The 25161-nt window shown below is 34.8% G+C and carries 21 protein-coding genes, 2 pseudogenes and 1 riboswitch; of the genes and pseudogenes, 6 read left to right on the forward strand and 17 right to left on the reverse strand.

What is annotated here, in order from left to right:
• Positions 1-3: 3 nt before the first annotated feature.
• A complete protein-coding gene (locus ACTT1L_RS13555; protein ID WP_000181968.1) occupies positions 4-981 on the reverse strand; it encodes a LacI family DNA-binding transcriptional regulator in 978 nt (325 codons plus the stop codon).
• A 98-nt stretch (positions 982-1079) separates the two neighbouring features.
• On the opposite strand from ACTT1L_RS13555, the gene ACTT1L_RS13560 reads away from it, so the two are divergent.
• On the forward strand, positions 1080-1706 hold the full coding sequence (locus tag ACTT1L_RS13560) for a YczE/YyaS/YitT family protein (RefSeq protein ID WP_000943413.1): 627 nt from the start codon (positions 1080-1082) through the stop codon (positions 1704-1706).
• Between the two features lie 23 nt (positions 1707-1729).
• On the opposite strand, the gene ACTT1L_RS13565 is transcribed toward ACTT1L_RS13560, so the two are convergent.
• The 4 genes from ACTT1L_RS13565 to ACTT1L_RS13580 all read right to left on the reverse strand — a co-directional run bounded on the left by ACTT1L_RS13565 (position 1730) and on the right by ACTT1L_RS13580 (position 6520).
• Positions 1730-3025: a homoserine dehydrogenase gene (locus ACTT1L_RS13565; RefSeq protein WP_000659098.1), complete on the reverse strand. Its 1296-nt coding sequence runs from the start codon at positions 3023-3025 to the stop codon at positions 1730-1732.
• 141 nt (positions 3026-3166) lie between these two features.
• Positions 3167-4072, reverse strand: a complete 906-nt coding sequence (metA, locus tag ACTT1L_RS13570; RefSeq protein ID WP_001121520.1) for a homoserine O-acetyltransferase MetA — start codon at positions 4070-4072, stop codon at positions 3167-3169.
• Positions 4056-5354, reverse strand: coding sequence for a bifunctional O-acetylhomoserine aminocarboxypropyltransferase/cysteine synthase (locus tag ACTT1L_RS13575; RefSeq protein ID WP_000504756.1), 1299 nt, complete (start codon positions 5352-5354; stop codon positions 4056-4058). The genes metA and ACTT1L_RS13575 overlap by 17 nt, the downstream gene beginning before the upstream one ends.
• Positions 5355-5446: 92 nt before the next feature.
• Positions 5447-5551: riboswitch (SAM riboswitch) on the reverse strand.
• Positions 5552-5824: 273 nt separating this feature from the next.
• Positions 5825-6520, reverse strand: a complete 696-nt coding sequence (locus ACTT1L_RS13580; RefSeq protein WP_000760172.1) for a YjjG family noncanonical pyrimidine nucleotidase — start codon at positions 6518-6520, stop codon at positions 5825-5827.
• A gap of 106 nt (positions 6521-6626) precedes the next feature.
• Between ACTT1L_RS13580 and ACTT1L_RS13585 the strand changes: the two genes are divergently transcribed.
• Positions 6627-7298 carry a transcriptional regulator YeiL gene (locus ACTT1L_RS13585; protein WP_000868836.1) on the forward strand — a complete coding sequence of 224 codons (672 nt, stop codon included), beginning with the start codon at positions 6627-6629 and terminating at the stop codon, positions 7296-7298.
• A gap of 61 nt (positions 7299-7359) precedes the next feature.
• Here the strand turns inward: ACTT1L_RS13585 and ACTT1L_RS13590 are convergent, their stop codons facing one another.
• The 3 genes from ACTT1L_RS13590 to ACTT1L_RS13600 form a co-directional block, all read right to left on the reverse strand.
• Positions 7360-7986 carry an FMN-dependent NADH-azoreductase gene (locus ACTT1L_RS13590; protein WP_000170050.1) on the reverse strand — a complete coding sequence of 209 codons (627 nt, stop codon included), beginning with the start codon at positions 7984-7986 and terminating at the stop codon, positions 7360-7362.
• Positions 7987-8177: 191 nt separating this feature from the next.
• Entirely contained in the window at positions 8178-8825 is a 648-nt protein-coding gene (locus tag ACTT1L_RS13595) for a response regulator (protein ID WP_000695784.1), read from the reverse strand.
• 20 nt (positions 8826-8845) lie between these two features.
• Positions 8846-10417: a GAF domain-containing sensor histidine kinase gene (locus tag ACTT1L_RS13600; RefSeq protein ID WP_000485091.1), complete on the reverse strand. Its 1572-nt coding sequence runs from the start codon at positions 10415-10417 to the stop codon at positions 8846-8848.
• Between the two features lie 135 nt (positions 10418-10552).
• On the opposite strand from ACTT1L_RS13600, the gene pdxK reads away from it, so the two are divergent.
• Positions 10553-11377 carry a pyridoxine/pyridoxal/pyridoxamine kinase gene (gene pdxK / locus ACTT1L_RS13605; protein WP_061131905.1) on the forward strand — a complete coding sequence of 275 codons (825 nt, stop codon included), beginning with the start codon at positions 10553-10555 and terminating at the stop codon, positions 11375-11377.
• An 84-nt stretch (positions 11378-11461) separates the two neighbouring features.
• Here the strand turns inward: pdxK and ACTT1L_RS13610 are convergent, their stop codons facing one another.
• From ACTT1L_RS13610 to ACTT1L_RS13645, 8 genes and pseudogenes are all read right to left on the reverse strand, one after another.
• Positions 11462-12517, reverse strand: coding sequence for a GGDEF domain-containing protein (locus tag ACTT1L_RS13610; RefSeq protein ID WP_071742889.1), 1056 nt, complete (start codon positions 12515-12517; stop codon positions 11462-11464).
• A 145-nt stretch (positions 12518-12662) separates the two neighbouring features.
• Positions 12663-12866 carry a YbdD/YjiX family protein gene (locus ACTT1L_RS13615; RefSeq protein ID WP_000919824.1) on the reverse strand — a complete coding sequence of 68 codons (204 nt, stop codon included), beginning with the start codon at positions 12864-12866 and terminating at the stop codon, positions 12663-12665.
• Positions 12859-14933 (reverse strand): annotated as a pseudogene (cstA, locus tag ACTT1L_RS13620) (carbon starvation protein CstA). The gene ACTT1L_RS13615 and the pseudogene cstA overlap by 8 nt, the downstream one beginning before the upstream one ends.
• 121 nt (positions 14934-15054) lie before the next feature.
• Entirely contained in the window at positions 15055-15771 is a 717-nt protein-coding gene (locus tag ACTT1L_RS13625; RefSeq protein WP_000698252.1) for a LytR/AlgR family response regulator transcription factor, read from the reverse strand.
• A gap of 265 nt (positions 15772-16036) precedes the next feature.
• Positions 16037-17236, reverse strand: a complete 1200-nt coding sequence (locus ACTT1L_RS13630; protein WP_000521096.1) for an MFS transporter — start codon at positions 17234-17236, stop codon at positions 16037-16039.
• Between the two features lie 293 nt (positions 17237-17529).
• The gene (locus ACTT1L_RS13635; protein ID WP_000290759.1) at positions 17530-18270 is read right to left on the reverse strand and encodes a WecB/TagA/CpsF family glycosyltransferase; all 741 of its coding nucleotides are present in this window, start codon (positions 18268-18270) and stop codon (positions 17530-17532) included.
• 21 nt (positions 18271-18291) lie between these two features.
• A complete protein-coding gene (locus tag ACTT1L_RS13640; protein ID WP_061131907.1) occupies positions 18292-19401 on the reverse strand; it encodes a glycosyltransferase family 4 protein in 1110 nt (369 codons plus the stop codon).
• A gap of 95 nt (positions 19402-19496) precedes the next feature.
• Entirely contained in the window at positions 19497-20969 is a 1473-nt protein-coding gene (locus ACTT1L_RS13645; protein ID WP_061131908.1) for an O-antigen ligase family protein, read from the reverse strand.
• A 496-nt stretch (positions 20970-21465) separates the two neighbouring features.
• Between ACTT1L_RS13645 and ACTT1L_RS13650 the strand changes: the two genes are divergently transcribed.
• The 3 genes and pseudogenes from ACTT1L_RS13650 to ACTT1L_RS13660 all read left to right on the forward strand — a co-directional run bounded on the left by ACTT1L_RS13650 (position 21466) and on the right by ACTT1L_RS13660 (position 23529).
• Positions 21466-22098 carry a trimeric intracellular cation channel family protein gene (locus ACTT1L_RS13650; protein WP_000924376.1) on the forward strand — a complete coding sequence of 211 codons (633 nt, stop codon included), beginning with the start codon at positions 21466-21468 and terminating at the stop codon, positions 22096-22098.
• Between the two features lie 249 nt (positions 22099-22347).
• A pseudogene (locus ACTT1L_RS13655) lies at positions 22348-22725 on the forward strand (protoglobin family protein); the annotation flags it as partial.
• Positions 22723-23529, forward strand: a complete 807-nt coding sequence (locus tag ACTT1L_RS13660) for a methyl-accepting chemotaxis protein (protein ID WP_373870501.1) — start codon at positions 22723-22725, stop codon at positions 23527-23529. The pseudogene ACTT1L_RS13655 and the gene ACTT1L_RS13660, both read left to right, overlap by 3 nt.
• Before the next feature lie 86 nt (positions 23530-23615).
• Here ACTT1L_RS13660 and ACTT1L_RS13665 read toward each other — a convergent pair whose 3' ends face one another.
• Positions 23616-24929, reverse strand: coding sequence for an ArnT family glycosyltransferase (locus ACTT1L_RS13665; protein ID WP_061185281.1), 1314 nt, complete (start codon positions 24927-24929; stop codon positions 23616-23618).
• Between the last annotated feature and the right edge of the window lie 232 nt (positions 24930-25161).

Below are 25161 nucleotides of genomic sequence, written 5' to 3' on the forward strand. Positions count from 1 at the left end.
CTATTATGTTGTTTCCCTTTGTACGAATTCTGGCAATAACTCTACGTGCTTTACATCTATTTGCTCATCATTAATCTTTTCATATAATAATTCAAATGCCTTCACGCCAACATTTTTACTAGAATATGAAATCGTCGTAATGCCTAAAATGTCTGCTACATCTTGATCATCACAACCGATAATCGTAACATCTTCTGGAATACGAATTCTTTGTTTTTTCGCCTCCGTTACCATTCCCGCTGCAATATGGTTACAAGATACAAGAAACGCAGTTGGCTTTACTGACATAGAGGCCCACTCCCTAATTACATTACGCCCATCTTCCACCGTAAAACAGCCTTCAAACTTCCAAGTTCCTATCGGTTTTTCAGCAATCTGTTGAAGTGAATCCGCATATGCTTGTTTTCTTCTCTGGCTATTAATGCTATTACTTCTTCCAATGCAATATCCAATACGTGTATGACCAGCATCTATTAAGTTTTTCATCCCTTGTGAAAACACTTTATAGTAATCAACATGGACACTTGAAATGCATTTTGAATCTATTTCTTCACACATAACAATTGGACCAAATTTCGTATATTCTTCAAGCTTCTCCTTACTATTTGCCCGAGAACAAATAATAACCCCATCAAGCTTTTTCATTTTTAACATATTTAAAATTTCTAGTTCTCTTTCTTCACTATAATTCGTCTGACAAAGCATCATATTATAATTATTCTTTGCTGTTTCCTTTGATATTCCCTCAATAATGGCACTATAATATTGATCATTAACGTGCGGTAATAAAACGCCAATTACATTCGTTTTTCCTTTCACTAAATGAATTGCATTCACATTTTGCGTATAATTTAACTCTTCTATAATTGCTAAAATTTCTTTTCGCTTCTGTTCATTCACATATGGATGATTATTTAGTACACGTGAAACAGTTGAAACAGATACCCCAGCAAGTTCAGCAATCTTTCTTATATTCGTCATCTCATTTTCCCCTCCCCTGCAAAAATTCTCCCTTGACCTGGTAAGCTTTCCACAATATATCCTTTCCTAGCAAATACATTTTGAAAGGATATACAACTATGCTTCGATTCAAATTAGAATATATATTTTTCATTGGTGGTCTACTCATTCTCGCCATCGGTATTAATATGATGACGACCATTACTTCCTTTGGACTTAGCCCTTATGATTCCTTCTTTATTGCACTATATCAAAATTTCGGGATAAGTATCGGTTTTTGGATTTTCATGATTAATTTTGCCTTTACCCTTATCGTCCTCTTTTGGAATAAAAGACAAATTACAATCGGTACAATCGTAACAATGGTTCTTATCTCTCTTTTTGTTGATTGGATTGGTTCCATTACAACTATTATGGACGCTGTCCGTTCTCTTCCAAAATATATAACACTTATTTGCGGAAATCTATTCGTTGGAGCCGGAATTGGTCTTTATGTCTCTACAAACCTTTGTGCAGCACCGCAAGAAGCTTTCGTTTTAACAGTTGCTGAGAAAAAGAAATGGACATTTAGAAGAACAGAAATTTCGTTAGCGTTTTTATTTTTAACATTAAGCTTTTTATTAGATGGACCTATCTATTTTGGAACAATCATCTTATCTTTTACAACAGGCTGGATTATCCAAGCATTTATTCAAGTTGGTACGAAGATTTTAAATAGAAAAAAACCTATTAAGCAAGCCGCTTAATAGGTTTTTTCTTAGAGGAGATACTACTTTGCATCCCCTTCAATTCGATAGTTTGCTTTCAAACAATCTATTTCTTCATACCCTTGCAACGTATGTAGAATATAATCATAATCAGCAAGAGAAGCACGATGCGTTACAATTACAATTTCAGCTTTTCCTTTCTCTTCAAGTGGCATTTGAATAATTTTTTCAAAGCTAACGCCACGCTCAGAGAATAACGAAGTAATTTTTGCAAATACACCAATTTCATCTTTCACATGAAGTCTTAAAAATTTCTTCACAACAATTTCGTCTGGCTCTTTTAATACTTTTTGATATTGTGGGACTACAGCACTATTTCCTGTTACCCCTAATCTAATATTTTGCATTACAGCTACTAAATCGGAAACAACAGCTGTTGCTGTCGGTAAACTTCCTGCACCTGGTCCATAAAACATCGTTTCTCCAACTGCTTCACCATACACATATACAGCGTTATATTCATTTTGCACGGCCGCAAGAGGATGTGTATTTGGAAGTAAAGTCGGTTCAACTGTAACCTCTAATTTTTCACCATCTCGCTTCGCAAGACCGATTAGTTTAATCGTGTAACCTAAACTCTTACTGTATTCGATATCTTCCTCTGTAATAGAAGTAATCCCTTTTACCTTCACATCTCCAAGCTCTACATTTGTAGAGAAACCAAGGGTAGCCAAAATTGTCATTTTTCTTGCTGCATCTAAACCTTCTACATCTGATGTTGGATCCGCTTCTGCAAATCCAAGTTGCTGGGCTTCTTTTAACACGTCGTTATATGCTCTCCCTTCATCTGACATTTTCGTCAAAATAAAATTTGTCGTTCCATTTACAATTCCCATTACTTTCGTAATAAGATCTGAAGAAAGTCCCTCTACAATACTTCGTAAAATCGGAATCCCTCCGGCTACACTTGCTTCATAAAACAAATCTGCTTTATTATCTTTTGCTACCGCTAAGAGTTCCGCCCCATGTAACGCCATTAAATCTTTATTGGCAGTCACAACATGCTTCCCGCTTTGTAAAGCTTGCAAAATATATGCTTTTGCATCATCAATGCCACCCATTACTTCGATGACAACGTCGATGTTTGGATTGTCTAAAATTTCATGTGCATCTTGTGTTAATAGAGTAGAAGGTACCTCTACTTCTCTCTCTTTTTCAATATTTTGTACTAGTACTTTCGTTACTTTTACAGGACAACCTACTTGGTGTATAAGTCGCTCTTGGTGATCTGTAATGATACGAACTACTCCGCTACCAACTGTCCCAAGGCCTAATAAGCCAACTTGAATTTCTTTCATAATACTGTCCACCCCTCAAAAATTGTGTTTAGATGAAATTATATGAATAAAAAATCTGAAAAACAATGTTTTTTGAACATTCGGAAAAATATAGATTAATCTTTACAGAGAAAACGTTGCCACGTGTGACACAATCTTTTTTTATAATACATAAGGGGTTTCTTGATACACGTAATAATTTAGCCAATTAGAGAATAATAGATTCCCATGGCTTCTCCACCTTACAAGCGGCTTCTCATTTGGATTATTATGCTTAAAATAGTTTTTCGGCACATCAATATTTAACCCTTTTTGGCGGTCCCGTTCGTATTCTTGCTTTAACGTATCACAACTATATTCACTATGCCCGAGCGCAAACACTTGTCTTCCTTCTTGCCCAATAACAAGGTGAACACCTGCTTCCTCAGAGTTTGCTAATAATGTTAATTCTTTCACCTCTCTAATATCACTCTCTCGTACTTCTGTATGACGCGAATGCGGGGCGAAAAACAATTCATCAAAACCTTGTAACAGTTTCACATGTTGCTCACGGACTTCATGTTCAAATACACCAAACATTTTTTCCTTAAGAGGATACTTTGGAACGCCATAATGATGATACAAACCAGCCTGTGCCCCCCAGCAAATATGAAGCGTAGATGTTACATTCGTTTTTGAATACTCCATAATACGTTTAAGCTCTTCCCAATAATCTACCTCTTCAAAAGAAAGGGTTTCAACTGGTGCTCCTGTAATAATGAGTCCATCAAATTTCTCATTCTCAATATCACGGAATGTTTTATAGAAACTCGTTAAATGTTCCTGTGCAACATTACGAGACAAATGCGATTCCATATGAAGTAAATGAACATCTAATTGCAACGGTGTATTTCCAATTAAACGAAGTAATTGCGCTTCTGTTTCTTGCTTTGTAGGCATTAAATTTAATATAGCAATTTTCAATGCCCGAATATCTTGTGTTTCTGCTCGCTCTTTTGTCATTACAAAAATATTTTCCTCCTGCAACACTTTGCGAGCTGGCAAATCTTTATCAATTATGATCGGCATGTTGTTTGCCTCCGACTAGCGCTGCTTCTAAATCTGCAATAATATCCGAAACATCTTCTATACCAACTGATAAACGAATTAAATCTGATGTGACGCCAGCTAAGCGCTGATCTTCGGCACTTAATTGTCTATGCGTTGTACTAGCAGGATGTATAACGCAAGTTCGTGCATCAGCTACATGCGTTACGAGAGTTGCTAGTTTTACATTTGCGATAAATTCTTTTGCTGCTTCTAATCCTCCCTTAATGCCGAATGTTAAAACACCACTCGCACCTTTTTTCAAATACTTTTGTGCTAACGAATAATTTTCATTACTATTTAATCCCGGATAATTCACCCATTCAATACGTTCATGATCAGCAAGCCATTTAGCAACTGCAAGAGCATTTTCACTATGACGCTCCATTCGTAAATGCAATGTTTCTAAGCCGATATTGCTAATATACGCATTAAATGGGCTCATACAGTTTCCGTAGTCTCTTAATAATTGAACACGTGCCTTCACAATATAAGCTGCTGCACCAAAATTTTGAACGTAACTTACGCCGTGATAACTTGGATCCGGTTCAACTAGTTCAGGATATTTCCCGTTTGTCCAATCGAAGTTCCCTCCGTCAATTACAATGCCACCTAACGAACTTGCATGACCATCAATATATTTCGTCGTAGAATGAACGATAATATTTGCTCCATGTTCAAATGCTTGGCATAAATAAGGAGTTGCCAATGTATTATCCACGATAAAAGGTACTTCCAACTCTTTCGCTGCATCTGAAAGTTCTTTGAAATTTAAAACGTTCATCGCCGGATTTCCTAGCGATTCTGCATAAACAAGTTTCGTCTTATCATTAGCAAGGGCCACAATTTCATCAGCAGTTAAATTCGGATTAAAGAATGTAACATCGATACCAAGTTTACGCAAACTCACTCCAAATAAATTAAACGTCCCGCCATAAACTGTGGAAGAACAAAGCAAGTGGTCTCCGCTACTACAAATATTTAAAACAGCAAGCATAATAGCAGCTTGCCCAGAAGCCGTTGCAACAGCACCTACACCACCCTCTAAATCCGCTAACTTTTGCTCAAATGCAGCTAAAGTAGGATTTCCAATACGCGTGTAGATATATCCTTCTGCCTCTAAATTAAATAGCGCTGCTAAATCATCTGAAGTATCGTATTTATACGTTGTACTTTGATAAAGCGGTAAAACACGCGGTTCACCATTCTTTGGCGTATAGCCACCTTGCACACAAATCGTTCCTTTCCCCCATGATTCTCCCATTTCTTATTCTCCTTTCTTTTATACAAAATAAAAAACTGCCCCTTTCCTGAAAACAAGAAAGGAGCAGTTTGAAAACACGCTCTAAAGGCTCTTTCTTATCTCTCAGGGTTATTACCTGCAGGATTTGGCACAATTCCGTTATACGGCTGTTGCCAAGGTTTCATCGGGCCTGTCCCTCCACCTTTTCTTGATAAGACTATGCAATTACCGTTGATTTTATAGCAATAATTTCCTCATGTCAATTAGTTTTTCTGAATGTTCTAAATTAAATACAAAGAACTTAATGTACATAACAAAAGAAATATATTCTATATCCATTTGAAAAAGACCTTTTAAAACCTCCGCTTAATTTACTATTACCAATGCTTGGGGCAGCTACTATCGGAAATGCATTTCCACTTCCAAAACATAACGAAACTACAAATAAAAAAAATAGGCAGTGTGGACAAAAGTTCCACTGCCTATTCTCATTACACATGCTGCTTCAATAATGCATATAACTCCTCAAAATTATGCACTTCATATGTCGGTATAATCCCACTATCATTTAATTTCCTTTCTGGATTAAACCAACAAGTATCAATTCCCGCTACATATCCACCTTTCATATCAGCGCTTAACGAATCCCCAATAATGAGCCCTTCTTCAGGAACAAAGTTAGGAATCCTTTCAAAAACATAATCAAAATACTCTTTCATCGGCTTTTGATAACCTGTATCTTCAGAAACGAAAATATCTTGAAACAAGGCATGTAACCCTGCATTACGTAATCGTTTATCTTGCGTCTTAGAAATACCGTTTGTCACTATATATAAATCGTACTCACTTTGAATTTGATTTATAAATTGTAAGGCACCTTCCATGAGCTGATTTCCTTCTTCTAAGTAACTGCGATAATTATTTTCGAATAATATCCCATCTACTTCTTCCCCGTATTCTTTAAACAAAATTGAAAATCGTGTATTTACAACTTCATCACGATTTATTTCACCTTCTTCAAAAGCAGTCCAAAGACTTTTATTAATTTTTTTATATTGCGCTTCAATCTCGCTAGTGAGAGACATCCCTTTCTCTTCAAAAAGCATACGTAATGCCGATTTTTCTGCCTTTTGAAAATCCAACAATGTATCATCTACATCGAATAATAATGTTTTATATTTTTTCATAAGCCCTTCACACTCTCTTTTCTACAAAAACAAATTTACGTAAATCGTATCATTCTTTCTTGTAAAAATAATAGGAGATATCTCATACTAAACATGAGGTGAAAACATGAAAGTCAGCAGAAATAGCGAAGAAATCTCTCATTACATACAAACTTACAATTTCCATACTCTTTTTTCTTTTGATATCTTACCGTATGCTGAACTACATTCCTTTCAGAAGAGAGAAAAGATATGTAATGAAGGGGTCGATGTTCCTTATCTTTATTACTTAATTTCTGGGAAAGCAAAAATATATATGAGTCACAAAAACGGAAAGGTCTCCTTGATTAACTTTATTCAGGCACCTTCGTTCATTGGGGAATTAGGATTAATTGGCGTAGAATCTGTTACGAAAACGGTGGAAGTAATGGAAGATTGTATATGCTTAGCGCTTCCTCTTAAAGATTGTCAGCATCTTTTGTTACAAGATGCTACCTTTCTACAGAAACTATGCAAATTTATCGGTGAGAAAACCATTACCCGAACAGAAAGTTATGCTAAAAATAATAGTTATCCGTTCGAAAATCGATTAGCGGCGTTTATTCTATTAACAGAACAAAATAACAGTTATATAGAAAAACATACTGAGGTTTCGGAATACTTAAATGTTAGCTACCGTCACCTTTTATATGTATTAAACCAATTTTGCCAACAAAATTACTTAAAGAAAGATGGAAGAACCTATTACATACAAGATCGAATTCAGTTAGAAAAACTAGCTGACGAACTTAAAATATAAAAAAGTAGCATTAACGTTTATCTGTTAATGCTACTTTTTTGAGTGACGATTCTATTTTCAATTAAAATTTACTTGCTACTTTAGCTGCTTCTTCAAGACCAGCTGTAATGATTTCTTCTGCTTTATCTGGGAATTGGTTATGTCCTTCAATAACTACTGTTTCCATGTTTGTTGCGCCGAAGAAGCCCATCATGCTTGCTACATATTTAACAGCCATTTCTACTTCTGCTGCGGGACCTTCAGAGTATACACCGCCGCGCGCGTTTAATAATGCAATCTTCTTATCTCCAATTAGACCAACTGGACCTTCTGGCGTATATTTAAACGTTTTACCAGCACGGTTTAAATAATCAATATATGTGTGTAACACTGCTGGAATCGTTAAGTTCCATAATGGGAAACCGAAAACGACTTTATCAGCTTCTAGGAATTGATTTAAATACTTATCAGCAACTGCTACTGCTTTTGCTTCCTCTTCAGTTAAATCAAACCCTTTACCAGCTTTGAATGTACCATTAATCATATCTACGCCTACATATGGTAATTCTTCTTTATATAAATCAAGTTCTACTACTGTATCGTTTGGATGCGCTTCTTTGTAACTTGCTAAAAACGCTTCATATAATTTTACACTAACTGCTTGTTCCGCTGGACGGTTGTTTGCTTTTACGAATAAAACTTTTGTCATTATGTTTTCCTCCTAGTACTAACTCTTCTGTTGTTATATGCTTTCAAAAAAGGTATCCCTTGTAATTGTTGTTTTGTTGCTTACAAACATATTTTATCTTTATATCAAGACAATTTCGTCCTCACATAGACGTATTTTTCCATAAAAAAAGTCCACCTTCTAAAGGCGAACTAGGTCTTACGACTTTCGTCTTATACAATTCCATTTTTTACTGCATATAATGCTGCTTGCGTACGATCAGATAAATTCAACTTACTCAAAATACTACTTACATGAGCTTTTACCGTTTTTTCCGTAATAACTAAAACAGAAGCGATTTCTTTATTACTCATCCCTTTCGCTAATAGCTGCAATACTTCATTTTCTCTCGCTGTTAACACATCCACTTGAATAGAAGGCTCTTCTTCCTTTTCTTCTACAGGTAATGTTTGAGAGAGAAGAGCATTTGCTATATCAGGATGTAATTGAATATTACCTTTATATGCACTTCGAATAGCCTCAACAAGCTGATCCGGTTCTACATCTTTTAAAATATACCCGCTTGCTCCAGCCCTTAATGCTGGTAACACATGCGCCTGATCAGAAAAGCTAGTTAATACAATTACTTTCACATCCGGATATTCTTTTTTAATACACGCTGTCGCCTCAACACCATCCATTTCGGGCATATATAAATCCATTAGTACAACATCAGGATTCGTCTCCCCTACTTTCATTAGTGCCTCTTTCCCATTACTTGCTTCTCCAACTAACTCTATATCTTCCTGTGTACTTAAGAAAAATGCTAATCCTTTTAAAACGACTGTATGATCATCAACTAACAATACTTTTATTTTCACAAACTTCCCTCATTTTCACATCATAATGGCACGTTTATTTTTACACTTGTCCTTTTCTTATCACTTACAATTTTAATTGTTCCACCGACTAATTCTACTCTTTCTCGCATCGTAGTCATGCCAAGTGATTTCTTCTCTTTTATATCCTTTTCTACGAAGCCGGTTCCTTGATCGACTATTTCTAATGATACATTCTTCTCCGTCACTTTGAAATAAATCGTCGCTTCTCTAACATTTGCATGCTTACTTACATTATTTAAAGCTTCTTGTCCAATTCTCCATAGCGCTTCCTCTACTACGCGTGGCAAATCACGGACACCTGTAACTTGTTCTCGAATTTTCAATCCCAAACTTTCACCATATTGCTTTAAAGCTGGTAATAATCCTTTCTCCAAACCCGCTGGACGTAATTGCCAAATTAACGTCCTCATTTCTTTTAAAGCTCCTTGCGCTAGTTCACGCATATCATGCAAAGATCGATCCACTTTTTCGTTTTGACCTTTTAAAACCGCCTCAGCGCCTTTTGTCATAAAGGTTAACGAAAATAGCTTTTGTGAAACAGAGTCATGTAAGTCCCTTGCTAATCGATTTCTTTCTTCCATTCGTACGAGTTCACGTCGTTGCTCATTTAACCTTAAATTTTCTATCACGAAAGAAATATGAGTTGTTATTGCTTGAAGTACATCTAACGTATTTACATCAAATTCACCATTATTTGAACTAACACATAAAACACCAAATATGTGAGTTTGAATCTGTATTGGGGTGGCGATAACCGTCCTATTAGAGGCAATCTTATGACTGATTTGATCGTTTAATAAAATAGGTTCACCTTTTTCTAACGCTTCTTTCGCTGCTTCTTTTATATCCTCCTGCCATTCTTCCTGGCAATAAGATGCCCGCAAGGATAATTCTTTCTCTTCCCTAATAAAGAATGCGACTTGATTCCACTGAAACACTTCACCTAATTGACCTACAACTTTTTCAGGCAATATATTAAATTGATGAATCGTTCTTAAAACTTGAATGAACCGTTCTAATTTCACATAATAATGTGCTCTTCGCTTTTCATTTTCATATAACTTTGCTCGTTTTAAAGCCGTTCCAATTTGGAAAGCAACTGATTGAAGCAATACTAATTCTTCTTCTGAAAAATGTGTTTTACCTGGGCTTGCCACATTTAACAAACCAAATTTTTCTCCTCCAGCCTTTAAAGGAACCGTAGCATGATGAAGAATTCCTTCTGTATCTCCCCAATTATATTCAATTGCATTATTAATTCTTTTACATTCAATAATATTAACAGCTCGTTCTAATTTTCCATCCACAAAGCCACGTAAACACCAACATTCTCCTTCACACATCGGACGTTTGTTTTCATATGTAAGTGCCTCTGGTAATTGATAATCAATTAATTTTGTATACCTACCATTTTCATCCGCAAGAAATATCCATCCTGTCGTTAAACCTGTTACACTCAGCAATTTTTCTAGTACTGCTTGCAATACATGATATGTATCATTTGATGTATTTAGTGTTTCTGCAATCTCTTTTAATATAACTAATTCATTTGTACGATTCTCTTGAAACATAATTCGTCTCCTACATACAAGATTTTACATAGTTCCTAACATAAATCATCTACTTTTCACTTTGTACTTATTCGTAACATTGATATAATGGTGAAAACATAGTTTTCATTATATCACCTGAGGGGGCTTTTCATAATGACATTAAATAAAGCACTTACTATCGCTGGTTCTGACACAAGTGGCGGTGCTGGTATACAAGCAGATTTAAAAACATTCCAAGAACTTGGTGTGTACGGAATGACATCTCTTACGACAATCGTAACGATGGATCCACATAACGGTTGGGCACATAACGTATTCCCAATCCCAGCTTCTACATTAAAACCACAATTAGAAACGACAATTGAGGGCGTTGGCGTAGATGCTTTAAAAACAGGTATGCTTGGATCGGTAGAAATTATTGAAATGGTTGCTGAAACAATCGAAAAACATAATTTCAAAAATGTAGTAGTTGACCCTGTTATGGTATGTAAAGGTGCTGATGAAGCATTACATCCTGAAACGAATGATTGCTTACGTGACGTTCTTGTTCCAAAGGCATTAGTTGTCACACCAAACTTATTTGAAGCTTACCAATTAAGTGGCGTAAAGATTAATTCTCTTGAAGACATGAAAGAAGCAGCGAAAAAAATCCATGCTTTAGGTGCGAAATATGTCCTAATTAAAGGCGGTAGCAAGCTTGGTACGGAAACTGCAATCGACGTCCTATATGACGGAAAGACATTCGACATTCTAGAATCAGAAAAAATTGATACGACAAATACACACGGCGCAGGTTGCACATATTCTGCTGCAATTACAGCAGAACTTGCAAAAGGAAAACCTGTGAAAGAAGCAGTAAAAACTGCTAAAGAATTTATCACAGCTGCTATCCGTTATTCATTCAAGATCAACGAATACGTAGGCCCAACACATCACGGTGCATATCGTAAATTCGTTGTATCAAAAGAGCTTGTCTAACCTATAAATAAAAACACCCACAGAGTGTGTATTTTCCCTCTCTGTGGGTGTTTTTATTTATAAGCTCTTCTGGTCATCTTATCTTTAAGATGCAGAACTGACCTGATTTCTACCATTTCTTTTGGAGTAATATAATGCATCATCAGCAGCTTGAATAAATTGCTCTGGTGATTGTTCATATACTGAAATTCCTACTGAAACTGTAATTTTTATTTTTGTTCCATCTAACAATTGGAATGAATGTTTTTCAACAGCTGCGCGAACTTGTTCCCCCATACGCATTCCGTAAGCTAATCCCTTCTGTGGTATAAGAAGCGCGAACTCCTCTCCACCCTTTCGAAAAGCCAAATCTGGAAACGTTGAAACTTCTCGTAAAATACGCCCTATCTGTTTTAATACTTCATCTCCTGCAGGATGCCCGTACGTATCGTTTACAGACTTAAAATGATCAATATCTATAAGTAGTAAACAAAGTGAATCATTTTTCATGCGCTTATTACCAATATGATGATTCATTTCTAAATCAAACTGCCTTACGTTTCCTAACCCTGTCAATGCATCTATCGTTGCATATTGCTTCATCTTTTGAAATAACTCATTGGATTGCAATACATAATTCGCGCTTATAAATGTGATATATGCTGCAACACTACTACAAGCTAAATATAATGATACTATAGACATATCCTTAAACAGCATAGAAAGTGGCACCGCTAAAATAAATAAACTATATACATTAAACCAGATCCATCTTGTAAACATAGAAACTTTCATCCGCCAAATGAAAGTAACCCCAATACCTATCAATACAATAGTATAACAAGCCAATTCAGAGGCTAAAGAGTACTCGGTTAAAAATAATCGGGTAATTAAAATAATCGTAACTGTTATACTACTAGCTATCGGACCTCCAATTATAATTGCCAAAATAACAGCTAAATAGCGTAGATCTAACATAATATCCCCAATATGTACGCCAAAGTACATCAACAGTACACTTAATATTCCAGTAAAAATACCTACTACACATTTCTGCCAAAAAGAGAACTCTTCTTTTAACGGTTTATCTCTTAAAAGCTGACCTCCAATAAAAATAAAGGAAAGAATAATTGTTGTGTTTACAAATAAGTCCCTTAACATAAAATAATCTCCCTACTTTTCTATCTATCCCTTTCCTTATTTTATTGTATACGAAATCCCTATAATTCCCAAATATTTTTATTTATTTTTTGCTGTTCCACGTGAAACAGCAAAAAATAAAAAGGACGAAAATTCGTCCTTTTCACTAACAACAGCGCGATATCTTTCCACCCTTTGCATTAAATCTAGCTTCTTGCGCTTCTGCAAAAAATTGTTTTTGACATACAACTTCTTCTTCTGGATGATGCTTTTTCATATGCTCTACATATGTTTCATAGCTTGGTACCCCAACAAGTAAGCTAATAAAGTGTTTCCTTTGTCCCCATACTTGCCGTAGTCTTTTAAGCATAGTTCCTCGACTCACTTTCATCTTTAGGGATATATGGTGCCTCTTTTAGCGGCATCGGCTTATTTCTTAATACTTGAATCCAAATTCGAATTGCAGAAATTAATACAGCGATTACAACGATCATAAAAATTCCACAAAGTGCTGCATCAATATAATCATTGAAAATAATTTGCTTCATTTGAGCTACATTTTTAGCTGGCGCTAACACTTTCCCCTCATCTAATGCTCCTTGAAACACCTTTGCGTGGGATAGAAATCCTATTTTAGGGTTTTCATGAAATAGCTTTTGATAACCCGCCGTCATCGTTACAATAAGCAATCCGACAGTTGGAATAAGCGTCACCCAAACATATGCCTTTTTTCCCATTTTGAACAAAATTGTCGTTCCAAGTAATAACGCAATACCTGCTAACATTTGATTTGCAATACCGAAAAGTGGCCATAATGTATTAATTCCACCAAGCGGATCAACTACCCCTTGATATAAGAAATAACCCCATCCTAACACACATAACGTTGTAGCTATTACATTCGCTAATGTAGAATCCGTTTTCCCAAATGGCTTATATACATGCCCTAAAATATCTTGAATCATAAATCGACCTACGCGCGTTCCAGCATCAATCGTTGTTAAAATGAATAACGCTTCAAAGAGAATCGCAAAATGGTACCAAAATGCCATCATGGCCGTTCCACCTATTACTTTTGAGAAAATATATGCCATACCTATCGCTAACGTTGGTGCACCACCTGTACGTGATAAAATCGTTTGCTCTCCAACGTTTACAGCGAGATCTTTTAGTTCATTTGGTGTAATAGCAAATCCCCATGAGGAAATAACTTGAGCTGCCTGCGAGACATCTGTACCGATAAGTGCTGCAGGACTATTAATTGCAAAGTACGTTCCCGGTGTTAATACACAAGCTGCAATCATCGCCATGGCTGCTACAAACGACTCCATTAACATTGCTCCATAACCGATTGGCTGTGCGTGTCCCTCTTGCTCAATCATCTTCGGCGTCGTACCTGATGAAACAAGAGCATGGAATCCAGACACTGCACCACAAGCAATAGTAATAAATAAGAACGGGAATAAATTTCCAGAGAACACAGGACCAGTTCCATCAATAAATTTCGAAACTGCTGGCATTTGTAAATCTGGTGCTACAATTAAAATACCGATTGCTAATCCTACAATTGTTCCGACTTTTAAAAATGTACTTAAATAATCACGTGGTGCTAAAAGCATCCAAACTGGTAATGCCGATGCGATAAATCCATATACAATAAGCATTATAGCAATTGTTTCTCCGCTAAACGTGAACATGCTTGCAAGCGCTGGATTTTCCGCTACATACTGCCCTCCAATAAGAGACAGTATAAGTAGGATAATTCCAATTACTGACCCTTCACCAACCCGTCCAGGCCTAATGTAGCGCATATATACTCCCATTAAAATAGCAATAGGAATCGTTGCTGCTATCGTAAACATTCCCCAAGGGCTTCCGACAAGCGCCTTTACTACTACTAATGCTAATACTGCTAATAAAATAATCATAATGCCTAAAATACCAATCATTGCAATAAGTCCTGTAACAGGACCAATCTCATCTTTAATCATTTCACCGAGAGATTTACCATTACGTCTCATCGAAGCAAATAAAATGACAAAATCTTGCACAGCTCCAGCGACAACTACCCCTACAATAATCCATATTGTCCCTGGCAAATATCCCATTTGTGCCGCCAAAATCGGTCCTACTAAAGGACCAGCCCAGCGATTGCTGCAAAATGATGCCCAAATAATACCCATTTATTTGTCGGAACATAATCTTTTCCATCATTTAATGTATGAGCTGGCGTTTGTCGATTATTATCTAAACCGAATACCTTTCTCGCTATAAATCTACTATAAAAGCGATAAGCAACTGCATACACACATACCGCAGCTACTAAGAGCCATACAGCATTAATAGTTTCACCTTGTGATAAAGCTATTACACCAAAAGCCCCGGCTCCTACTGCTGCAATAACTCCCCAAAGTAAAATCGACTTCAATGTTCTCACATACAATCCCCCCAATACTATTTCTTAGTGGGATTGTACTAAATTTTCTGAATATTTAACTTGAATCCTCCCTATCATGAAGGATTTTTAGTTTATCATGTTAAAAAATTCGCACTATCTACTATAATTCAATTTTATTTCGAAGTCGTTTCACATAATTACGACTTACTGGAATCGGTTGCTCATCATATTTATCTAAATACAGATTATATGTGCCATTATAGTAAGGCTTTAACTCTTGTACATATGACATATTAATTAAATAACTTTTATGCACACGTAAAAAATCATATGCATTTAGCTTATTTTCTAGCTCCTGGAGTGTATATGTTGAAATATACTGATTATTTGTTGTATAAATTGAAACTGTTTTGTTTTCCTTATTTTTGCTTACATATACAATATCTTCAGGAAAAATATACCGAATCCCCTCTTGACCTTCTATCGGTAGTTTACGCAAATAGCTCTTTGCTTTCTCACCTTGCTCTTTAGCCATTCTATATAAGAGGAATTGCAAATCTTCCTCGCGAAATGGGCGTAGTAAATAATAAACTGCTTGAAAACGAAATGCTGTAATGGACTCTTCTATATCTTCACCCATAAAAATAAATTTCGTATAACAATTTACTTCCCGTAATAAACTCGCATATTCAAAACCCGTTCCATCTAGTAATTTTGAATTTAAAAAAACAAAATCTGGTGTATGCTTCTTCATCATAAATAATGATTCTGTTCCTGTATTTGCTTCAAAACATTCTACATTCCTTATATTTTCAGTAAATTTTTCAACTAAACTTCTTCGCTCTTCTGCATCTTCCATGATCAGTAAAATTTTCATTTCTTCAACCACCTAATTCTTTTGTCCGTATGTCCTGTTGTATACATTCGCTTTTATAAGGAACATTCCCTTTTTCTTACTATACCATTATTTATCTAAAAAAACAGAAAAAAGGGAACCATCATGGTTCCCCCTGCCCTTTTTTCCGTTATTTGTAGGCAGTAAAACCCACTGAATGAGAAAACATGGGCTCTTATTTTTACTACTCTAAAATATAATTGGTACGGACCAATAATTGAGATCACTTACCGATTAAAGTTTTACCTTATACTAATTCTCGTTGTTTCGTTTCTTGCCCAAGTATAATTACAGCAAATACGCCTATTAAAATTGATCCACAGAAAATCGTAAATATTAGTGATAGTGAAGCCTGTAAAGCAACTAAATATCCTACTAATAGCGGTCCAAGAATACCACCAATACGACCGAATGCTGCCGCCATCCCTGCACCTGTACCACGAATAACTGTTGGGTATTGTTCAGGTGTATAAGCATATAATGCACCCCAAGCACCTAAATTAAAGAATGATAGTAACATGCCCGCTACGATTAATACCGTTAATGACTCTGCCACTCCAAATAAGTAAGCACTGCAAGCTGTACCAATTAAATACGTAACTAAAACAAACTTACGACCAAGACGTTCAATAAACCAAGCAGCTGTGAAATAACCTGGTAATTGAGCTAACGTCATAATAAGTACGTATTGGAAACTTTTTATTAAACTAAATCCTTTTAATACCATTACACTAGGTAACCAAAGGAACATGCCATAATAGGAGAAGACAACAGAAAACCATAAAATCCATAACATAATTGTTGCCTTACGATATTCTCCAGACCAAACTGACTTTATATTTTCGATAACGGATGGCCTTTTTTCAACCTTTTGGAATCTTGGAGAATCCGGTAAATTCCATCTTAAATATAAAGCATATAGTGCCGGAACCGCACTCAATATCATCGCAACTTCCCAACCATATTTCGGTATAACAAAATACGAGATAAGAGCTGCGATTAGCCATCCACCTGCCCAAAAACTTTCTAATAGCACAACTATTTTGCCACGTTCATGTGCTTCAACACTCTCCGATACTAATGTAGAAGCAACTGGAAGTTCTCCACCAAGCCCCATACCAATTAAAAATCGTAAAACAAGGAACATAGCAAGTGTCGTCGTTAAAGCCGTTAAACCACTACCGATAGAAAATAATAATAATGTAATAATAAAGACTGATTTCCGCCCTATTTTATCTGATAGTATTCCAAAAACGAGCGCCCCGACCGCCATACCAATTGAATTAATACTGCCTATCCAGCCCATTTCTTGGGTACTTAATCCCCAATCTTTTTGCAGCGCTACCATTACAAATGAAAGCATTCCAACATCCATTGCATCAAATAACCATCCAAGCCCCGCTATACCAAGTAGCTTTCGCTTCGAAATTTCTTTCACCTTGCCCACAAGAAGTCCTCCTTACACAGCTGTCTTTACACATCATTTTACATGTGTGAATTGTATAAGTAAAATACTTTCGTGTAAAAAATTCTCCTTCATCATTCCCAAAAAGTAAAATACTTATCCGACTATTTGAGAGCAGTAAGACCCCTCACCTCAAAATTCAGCTGAAGCAAAGAGCGATAGATAAAAAAACCATGGCCATTAAACACCCGATTAGTGAGTGTCCGCAATCGGTAGTAGATGAATAAAAACGCACTTTATTAAAAATGGACAAATAAAAAAGTAGCGATAGAACGCTACTTTTTTGAACGCATGACTTCTTTTAAAAATTCCGCTAATACTAACTGACGACGCCAACGCGTTGGATTGCTACACAATCTATAAAACCACTCTAAATGGATCGCTTGAATCCATTTTGGTGCACGTTTTACCTCTCCAGCCCATACATCTAAACTTCCGCCTACTCCAACGGCCATTTTCGTTTCTAAACGATGCTTATTCGTTTGGATAAAGTTCTCTTGTCTCGGGAAACCAAGTGCAACAAGCAATAGGTCTGGTTTTGCCTTTTGAATACGAGAAACAATATTCTCTTCTTCTTCTTGTTTAAAATACCCATCTTGTATACCCACAATAGATACAGCTGAATACGTCTTCGTTAAATGATCTGCTGCAGCTTGTACAACATGCGGTTTTGCACCTAATAAGAAAACTGATACTGGTTTATTGTCTTCTGATAACGCCGCAAGTAAATTACACATTAAATCAAAACCTGCTACACGTTCCTTTACAGGTGTACCTAACATACCACTTGCTTTTACGACTCCAATACCATCAGGTGTAATTAAATCTGCATTTAATAATGTTTGATGGAATGCTTCATCCTTTTTTGCACACATAACAATTTCAGGATTTGCTGTTACTACCTGAAAAGTATGTGTTCGCTCCACTTCTAGTTGTTCTTTTAAATATTGGACCGTTTCATCCATTGTCATTGTAGAAAAAGGAACGCCTAGAATATCAACTGTTTGTACTGCCATAGTTAACTATCCTCTCTATCATTACAAGTTTTTCGCTATTAATTGCTTATATGTTTCCTTTGTATCTTCATATAGTTTTTGAAGTGAGAAGTTCATAATAGCATGCTCATAAATATGTTTCCCCATTGCTGCTAATTCTCCAGTTTTCCACTTATCATACGCTTCTTCTAAAGCTAATGCTAATGCCCTTCCATCATCTGTTGGCACAATCCATCCATACGTTTCATCTACAATTAATGGTTCAATCTCTCCAGCCCTAGTCACAATTGATGGTACGCGTTGATTTGCCGCTTCTAATAAAACTAGTGGGAACCCTTCACTATGGGAGGTTAATAAATTCACATGTGACGACGCAAATAATTGTTTTACATCTTGACGATGCCCTAAAAACTCGACTTTATTATTAATCCCTTTTTCAATAGCCAATGACTTTAGATTTTCTTCTAACGGGCCATCGCCAACTAACAATACTTTAATTTTCTCTAATTTTGTTCGTTGTAACGCATCAAATAGAACTTCATGTCCTTTCACAGGATGCAATCGTGCTACTTGGATTGCCGTAAATACATCTTCATCAATATTGAACATTTCTTTTTTATTATAACCTTCTGCTTTTTCCTTATCGTATTCAATTCCATTATAAATAACATGCATCTTTTCATTAGAAATACCTAAAGCAGCTAAACTTTTCTTTAATCTATTTGTTACAACAAAAAATAAATCTATATTTTTTAAGGCTTTCAAATTCAATTTCGTAAAAATCCAACCTTTTAAGCCTTGTTTAGTAAAGTCTTCAAATGGATCACTATGAATAGTCGTTACCCATTTTGCCGTTATTCTCTTTTTCATTAAAGAAACATAGAAATTAGCCCTAGGACCATGCGTATGAACTATATCAAATTTTTCATTATTAATGAATTCGCTTATATTCTTTAAAATAGATAAATCATAGCGGGATTTTTGTGAAAACACATGGACTTTTATCCCTAACTCTCTTGCTTCTTTCGCAACAATTCCATCTTCAAATACCGCTAATTCTACTTCACCAGTTGGAAACTGATCGAGAAGTGAAATAATATGTGTTTTCCCTCCCCCATCTTCTGCTCCTGCATTCATATGCAATATCCTCATATTTTTTCCTCCTTTAAATCCTCGCCACATTTCCATCTATCTTTATTTTACTGTACTAAAAAATAAAAGCTAACAAAAGTTAGCTTTTATTTTAATCATTCAATTTCTAAGTCTACAATTAGATAAGCTAACACCACTACAAAGTAGATCCCAACTCCTGGTGCTGTTAAAATATGTCCTGCAATATAGGCAATACCTAATGCTAACAATAAGCTTGCTGCAATCATTCCATATTTTATATTAAATATCTCTTTAAACCTTGTAATAAATACTAGTAGGATTCTTAAGCCGTAATAAATAAATGGAATCATTAGTAATGCAAAACCAATAATCCCAAAGTCATAAAACCAATCATGGAAGTCCATTTCAATTAGCTTTGGATCTGGCTGCTTTTGTTCATTATATTTAAAATTACCTGCATAACCCATTCCTAATAACTTTTGTGACATTGGCGCTTCTTTAAAGAACTGCTTATGTCTTTCTTCATATACTTGACGTCCGCTGAAAATAAGATTTTCTTGATTTTCTTTCTTTTGCTCTTTCTCAAGCTCTTTCTTAACTTCCTCTTCTATCTTCGCCTTTTCTTCTGGCTTTTCAACTTTATGATGCTTTTCTTCTTTTGCTTTAAGTTCTTGCTCTTTTTTCAGCTTTTCTTTAATTTCTTTTTCCTTTTGACCTTGCTGTGCCACATTTTGCTCTGATAAATAGTTATTGTGAATACCCATATTTTGTGCTAATGGCGTTTGTTTAAACGTTCCAACTACACCAGCTAATAGGACAATAGCAATTACTGCATTAAACGCAAGGGATTTTTTGTTCGGATTTTTTCTATCAAATAATAATTGTAGTACAATGATTCCGATTGCTGCCGCTAACGTAGCACCAATTGAGCCCATTCCTACTTTCGTACCGACCTGAATTAATGAGTAAATCATTAAAAGCGATGGAATCCAATATAAAACGTGTTTCCAGCTCTTTGTTTTTTGAATAGAATATAGTACCACAATAGGGAAAATAATAGCTAAGATTGAACCTAGTTCATTCCCTGCATAGAACCAACCTCGAGAACCTACCTTCATCCATTCATAACTACCAAAATCAGTAGATGTTGAAATAGAAATAACCATAATTGCGTTAATGATTAATGTAGCATATACAATACTATTTCGAACCTTATCACTAATATTAACTTTCTTTTTCAATGATTTTAAAGCTAAAATGTATGATCCCAGCATGATATATATATATAATGCTTTCGCAACGAATTTAACTTCTTCACTAAGTACAATAGGATCCTTAACTAGTTTATTATTAATAAATCCTACCCCTAAAACTCCGGCTAATAATATAAGATAAATTAAAAACTTTCTATTTTCCTTCTCTTTTGCCTGAATTAAAATGTAAATACCACCAACAGCCATAATAAGGAATCTTACTAAAATTCCAACGGTAGCACTTGACTTTAATAAAGTGATGCTAAGAGACGTTAATAAATCTAAAACAGGCTGTAAAATAATAAAAAAGAGCAAAAAACGCTCAAATCTAACCCTAGCTTGATTTGCTAACATTCCAAGACCTCCATACAAAATCTTAACATTATCTTTTAATCATAATTTTTTATCATTCAAACACACCTAGCAATTATAACATAACTCATATTCAAATCGAGAACTATTTTTCCAGCTAAAACTAGCCAGGACAAGTATTAATCAGTAATAGAAATTACTGTTCTTTCGCTATACTCCTTATTTTTACAAAAGCTATCTAACAACCATCCCCTTATTTTTGTCAGTATATAAATATTTTTTTATCATTTTATACAGATGTAAACAACATACCTACCATTGTAACATTTTACCAAGTAGGTAACACCAAAAAAAAATGTAAAATTAATCTTTTCATATCTTTTTCAAATTACTTTATAGCTATTTTCCAAACATTTTCAAACGCTTTCTTTATGTATTTTATCCGTTTTTCTACATGTAGCGAAAAGTAATTGTTATTTCCAATACTTTAGTGTATATTTTTTCTCTGGAACATCTTTAAGAGGAAGGGATTAAGGCCATGTTATTAATCGATATATTTACGTTTCTTGGCATTATCGCCGCTGCCATTTCTGGTACATTAGTTGGTTTAAAAAAAGATTTAGATTTATTCGGTGTCCTTTGTTTAGCTGTAGCTACTGCGCTCGGCGGCGGTATTATTCGTGATATTATGATTGGTAACCTGCCTCCCGTCGCATTTGTTAAACCCATTTACTTTTTCGTAAGCGTATTATCAGCATTATTTACTTGTATGTTTTTTGAGCGTATCAATAAACTTCAAGTTGTTATTATGCTTTCTGACGCTGTTGGCTTAGGCGTTTTTACAGCTATTGGTGCAAATGCGGCAATGTCACATCATGTTGACGCCTCATTTTTAGTTGTTTCAATGGGAGTTATTACAGGTATTGGAGGCGGTATTTTGCGTGACATTTGCGCTCAAGATATCCCCTACGTCTTCCGAAAAGAAATTTACGCCATCGCTTCTATTTTAGGGGCAATTAGTTTCCTAATCACATATGCAATGGGGGCACACGTATTGGCTTTCTATGTTTGTTTATTAGTAACATTCATTATTCGTGTTGTCACTGTCATATATAATGTACATTTCCCAGTTTTCTTTAAAACACATGCTAAAATTAATAAAGGTCATTAAGAGAATTCTATATGGAATTCTCTTAATTTATATACTATTCTACACACTAACATAGAGTAATTGTATATAAAAATATATAATTATATTAGAACCAAAAATGAAAACGCTTTACAAACAGGGGGAAGAACGATGCTTGGGGTTTTTAAAAAACATAACAATAAAACAAACGTCAGTATACTTGAATTAAGTAAGAATCAACAAATCACTTTTAACGTTCCTACTAATTCTGAACTGAAAATTCAAATGGATATGCTACATATTTCAAAAGAAGATTTACAAATCGTAAAGGTACTACAGCCCTTTATTTATGAAAAAATTGATTGGATTACTGAAAAATTCTATTCCAATATTACAAAACAGCCTAATTTAATTACGATTATCGAACGTTATAGCTCTATTCCAAAACTAAAGCAAACTTTAAAAACACATATAAAAGAATTATTTAGCGGAGATATGCATGAAGACTTTATTGAACAACGTGTTAGAATTGCAAAAAGACATGTACAAATCGGGTTACATAGAAAATGGTATACTGCCGCTTATCAAGAATTATTCCGCTCTATCATGAAGATTTTAAAAACGAAAATTACAACAATTGACGATTTTTCTTATTCCATAAACGTAATAAACAAATTACTTACTCTTGAACAAGAACTCGTTATTGCGGCTTATGAATCTGAATATGAAAGAATGCAAAAAGAACTTGAAAAAGAAAAAGAAATAACAGCTATGACCATTACGCACATTGCAACAGAACTAGCATCTGTATCTGAAAAAACAAGTGCTTCTATTCAGCAGTTAACCGCTAGATCTGAAACGATTGTAGAAATTGCTAAAACAGGTACGTCATTAGCTACAACATCAGAAGAAAAAGCAAATAAAGGTAAAGAACAATTAAATGAGCAAAATAAACGAATGGAATACATTCAAACGAACATGGAAACGATTATTACAGATACGCATGAACTTCTCGATATTTCTAACAAAATTAACGAAATTATAGATATTGTAAAATCAATTGCCGAGCAAACAAATTTACTCGCACTAAATGCTGCAATTGAATCTGCGCGTGCTGGGGAATTTGGCAAAGGCTTTTCTGTTGTAGCTGGAGAAATTAGAAAGTTATCAGAGCAAACGAAAGAATCTATATTTAACGTTACAAAGCTCGTTGAAAAAACAAATGAACAGATTGTTCGTGTCTCTTCTTCTGTGAAACAAATTAGCTCTCTCGTATCTGAAGGAACTGATAGTATGTCTGCAACGGATCAATACTTCCAAGAAATCGTAAAAGACATGTCTAACTCAAAAGAACAGAATAAAAAAATTGAAAATGAGTTAGAAACCATTTCACAAGTAATGAAAGGAATTCAAGATGATTCCTCAAAAATGGCTCTAACAGCTGATAGTTTACAACTAGAACTGAACCGATAGAGCGATTATGTCAGTAGAGATTCTTTATCTCTACTAGCTCTTAGTATTCATCTTCCATCAAAAAAAGAATCCAAATTGGATTCTTTTTATTTTCTAAAGAATATTTTTTGACAATACACATAACTCATATAAACACCAAAGCTTTGCAAAATAAACAATGCTGGCACAATAAGATTATAATATGCCATATCGACTTGGAAGAGCTTTAACAATACGTAGCCACTAGTTAAAAATAAGAACAACATATATCCCTCATTTTGTTGTTTCTTAATAAGGAAGTGTAATAGAGCTATAGTCATAAACAATGTTACGGCTATATATATCAGTTTTTCACATTTAAAAAGAATAGAATTTATTCCCTCATCTGAAAACTGATTTATCATCGGTTCTAAAAGTTTAAATCTTTCTCCCTCAATCTCTTTTAACTTTTGATCAATATGCTCTGTTACACTTTGATTTTTCGATACTCTTTCCTCATGTTGCGTTTTTCCAATTAAGACAGATTGAACATACGTCTCATTCGTAATCGTATATTGTGACAGTCCCATTGTCTTAATTCCATAATTCACACTAAAATGAGCACTATAAAATAGAATAAGTATCCCTATCATCTTTAGTAACACTTTTTGTTTCGTTGCTGATTGAAACACTTCAATTAATAATACATATATCGTGATAAAAATAGGAAGAAATAATCCCATTGGGAAAATCATATTACTACATGCAAATAAAATCGCTGAAAACACCCACATATAAGGATGATCTAATCCTTTATATAAAAGTATGTAGCAAGCAAAATAAAATAAAAATATTGCAAGTGACTCAGGAGTTAATACGGAACTCATGAATATATTTGGAATATACAGAGCATAAAATGTGGAAGCAATACGACCGCATTCTTCTCCAAAAACTATTGCCGCAATACGATAAATAAAAAATGCAGTTCCTGCGCAAAATAACACATTAAATAGTTGTAAAGCGAATAATGTATCACCAAATATGCGAATAATTACTGACTCATATATAATAAACGGCAAATGAGTTACAGTCCCTATATTATTACCAATTGCAATCTCCTTTGCAGACTCATACATCACTTTCATATCACCAATTATTGGAGCGTCTACAAATAACAGCATACTAAGCCTCACAACTATAGATATACTTATAAGAAAAATAAGAAATTGTTTGTCTGTAAAACGATATTGTAAAATTGATGCCACTAACAAAATGAGTATGACGAAAATTGCCAATATGATTGTTACACTTGTTGTACTTCCCCCAAAAAATTGCTTACTTGTCTCAAATGCTGTCCAACAACTATAAACAAAAAATGCAAGCATCGCACCAATCGTAATTTTATTGAAGAAAGATGAAAAATTTGTTTGTATATGATTCATATGTCCATTGCACCTCTATTTCCATTCATAACAAAACGATTCTATCATGAATGGGTACACGGCTGATAGGGAATTTCTATGACAAATACATAGTCATTACTTTTTGCTTGCAATGTAAGCGAATCCTCTTTTACACTACATTTTAGATAAAATAAATTTTCTTTCAGTTACATGAATACAAATACAGAAGTTTAAATAATCCTCTTTTGGAATACGCTTTACTTTATTAAAT

It is taken from the genome of Bacillus sp. FH, assembly GCF_052216825.1.
GTDB lineage: Bacteria > Bacillota > Bacilli > Bacillales > Bacillaceae_G > Bacillus_A > Bacillus_A paranthracis.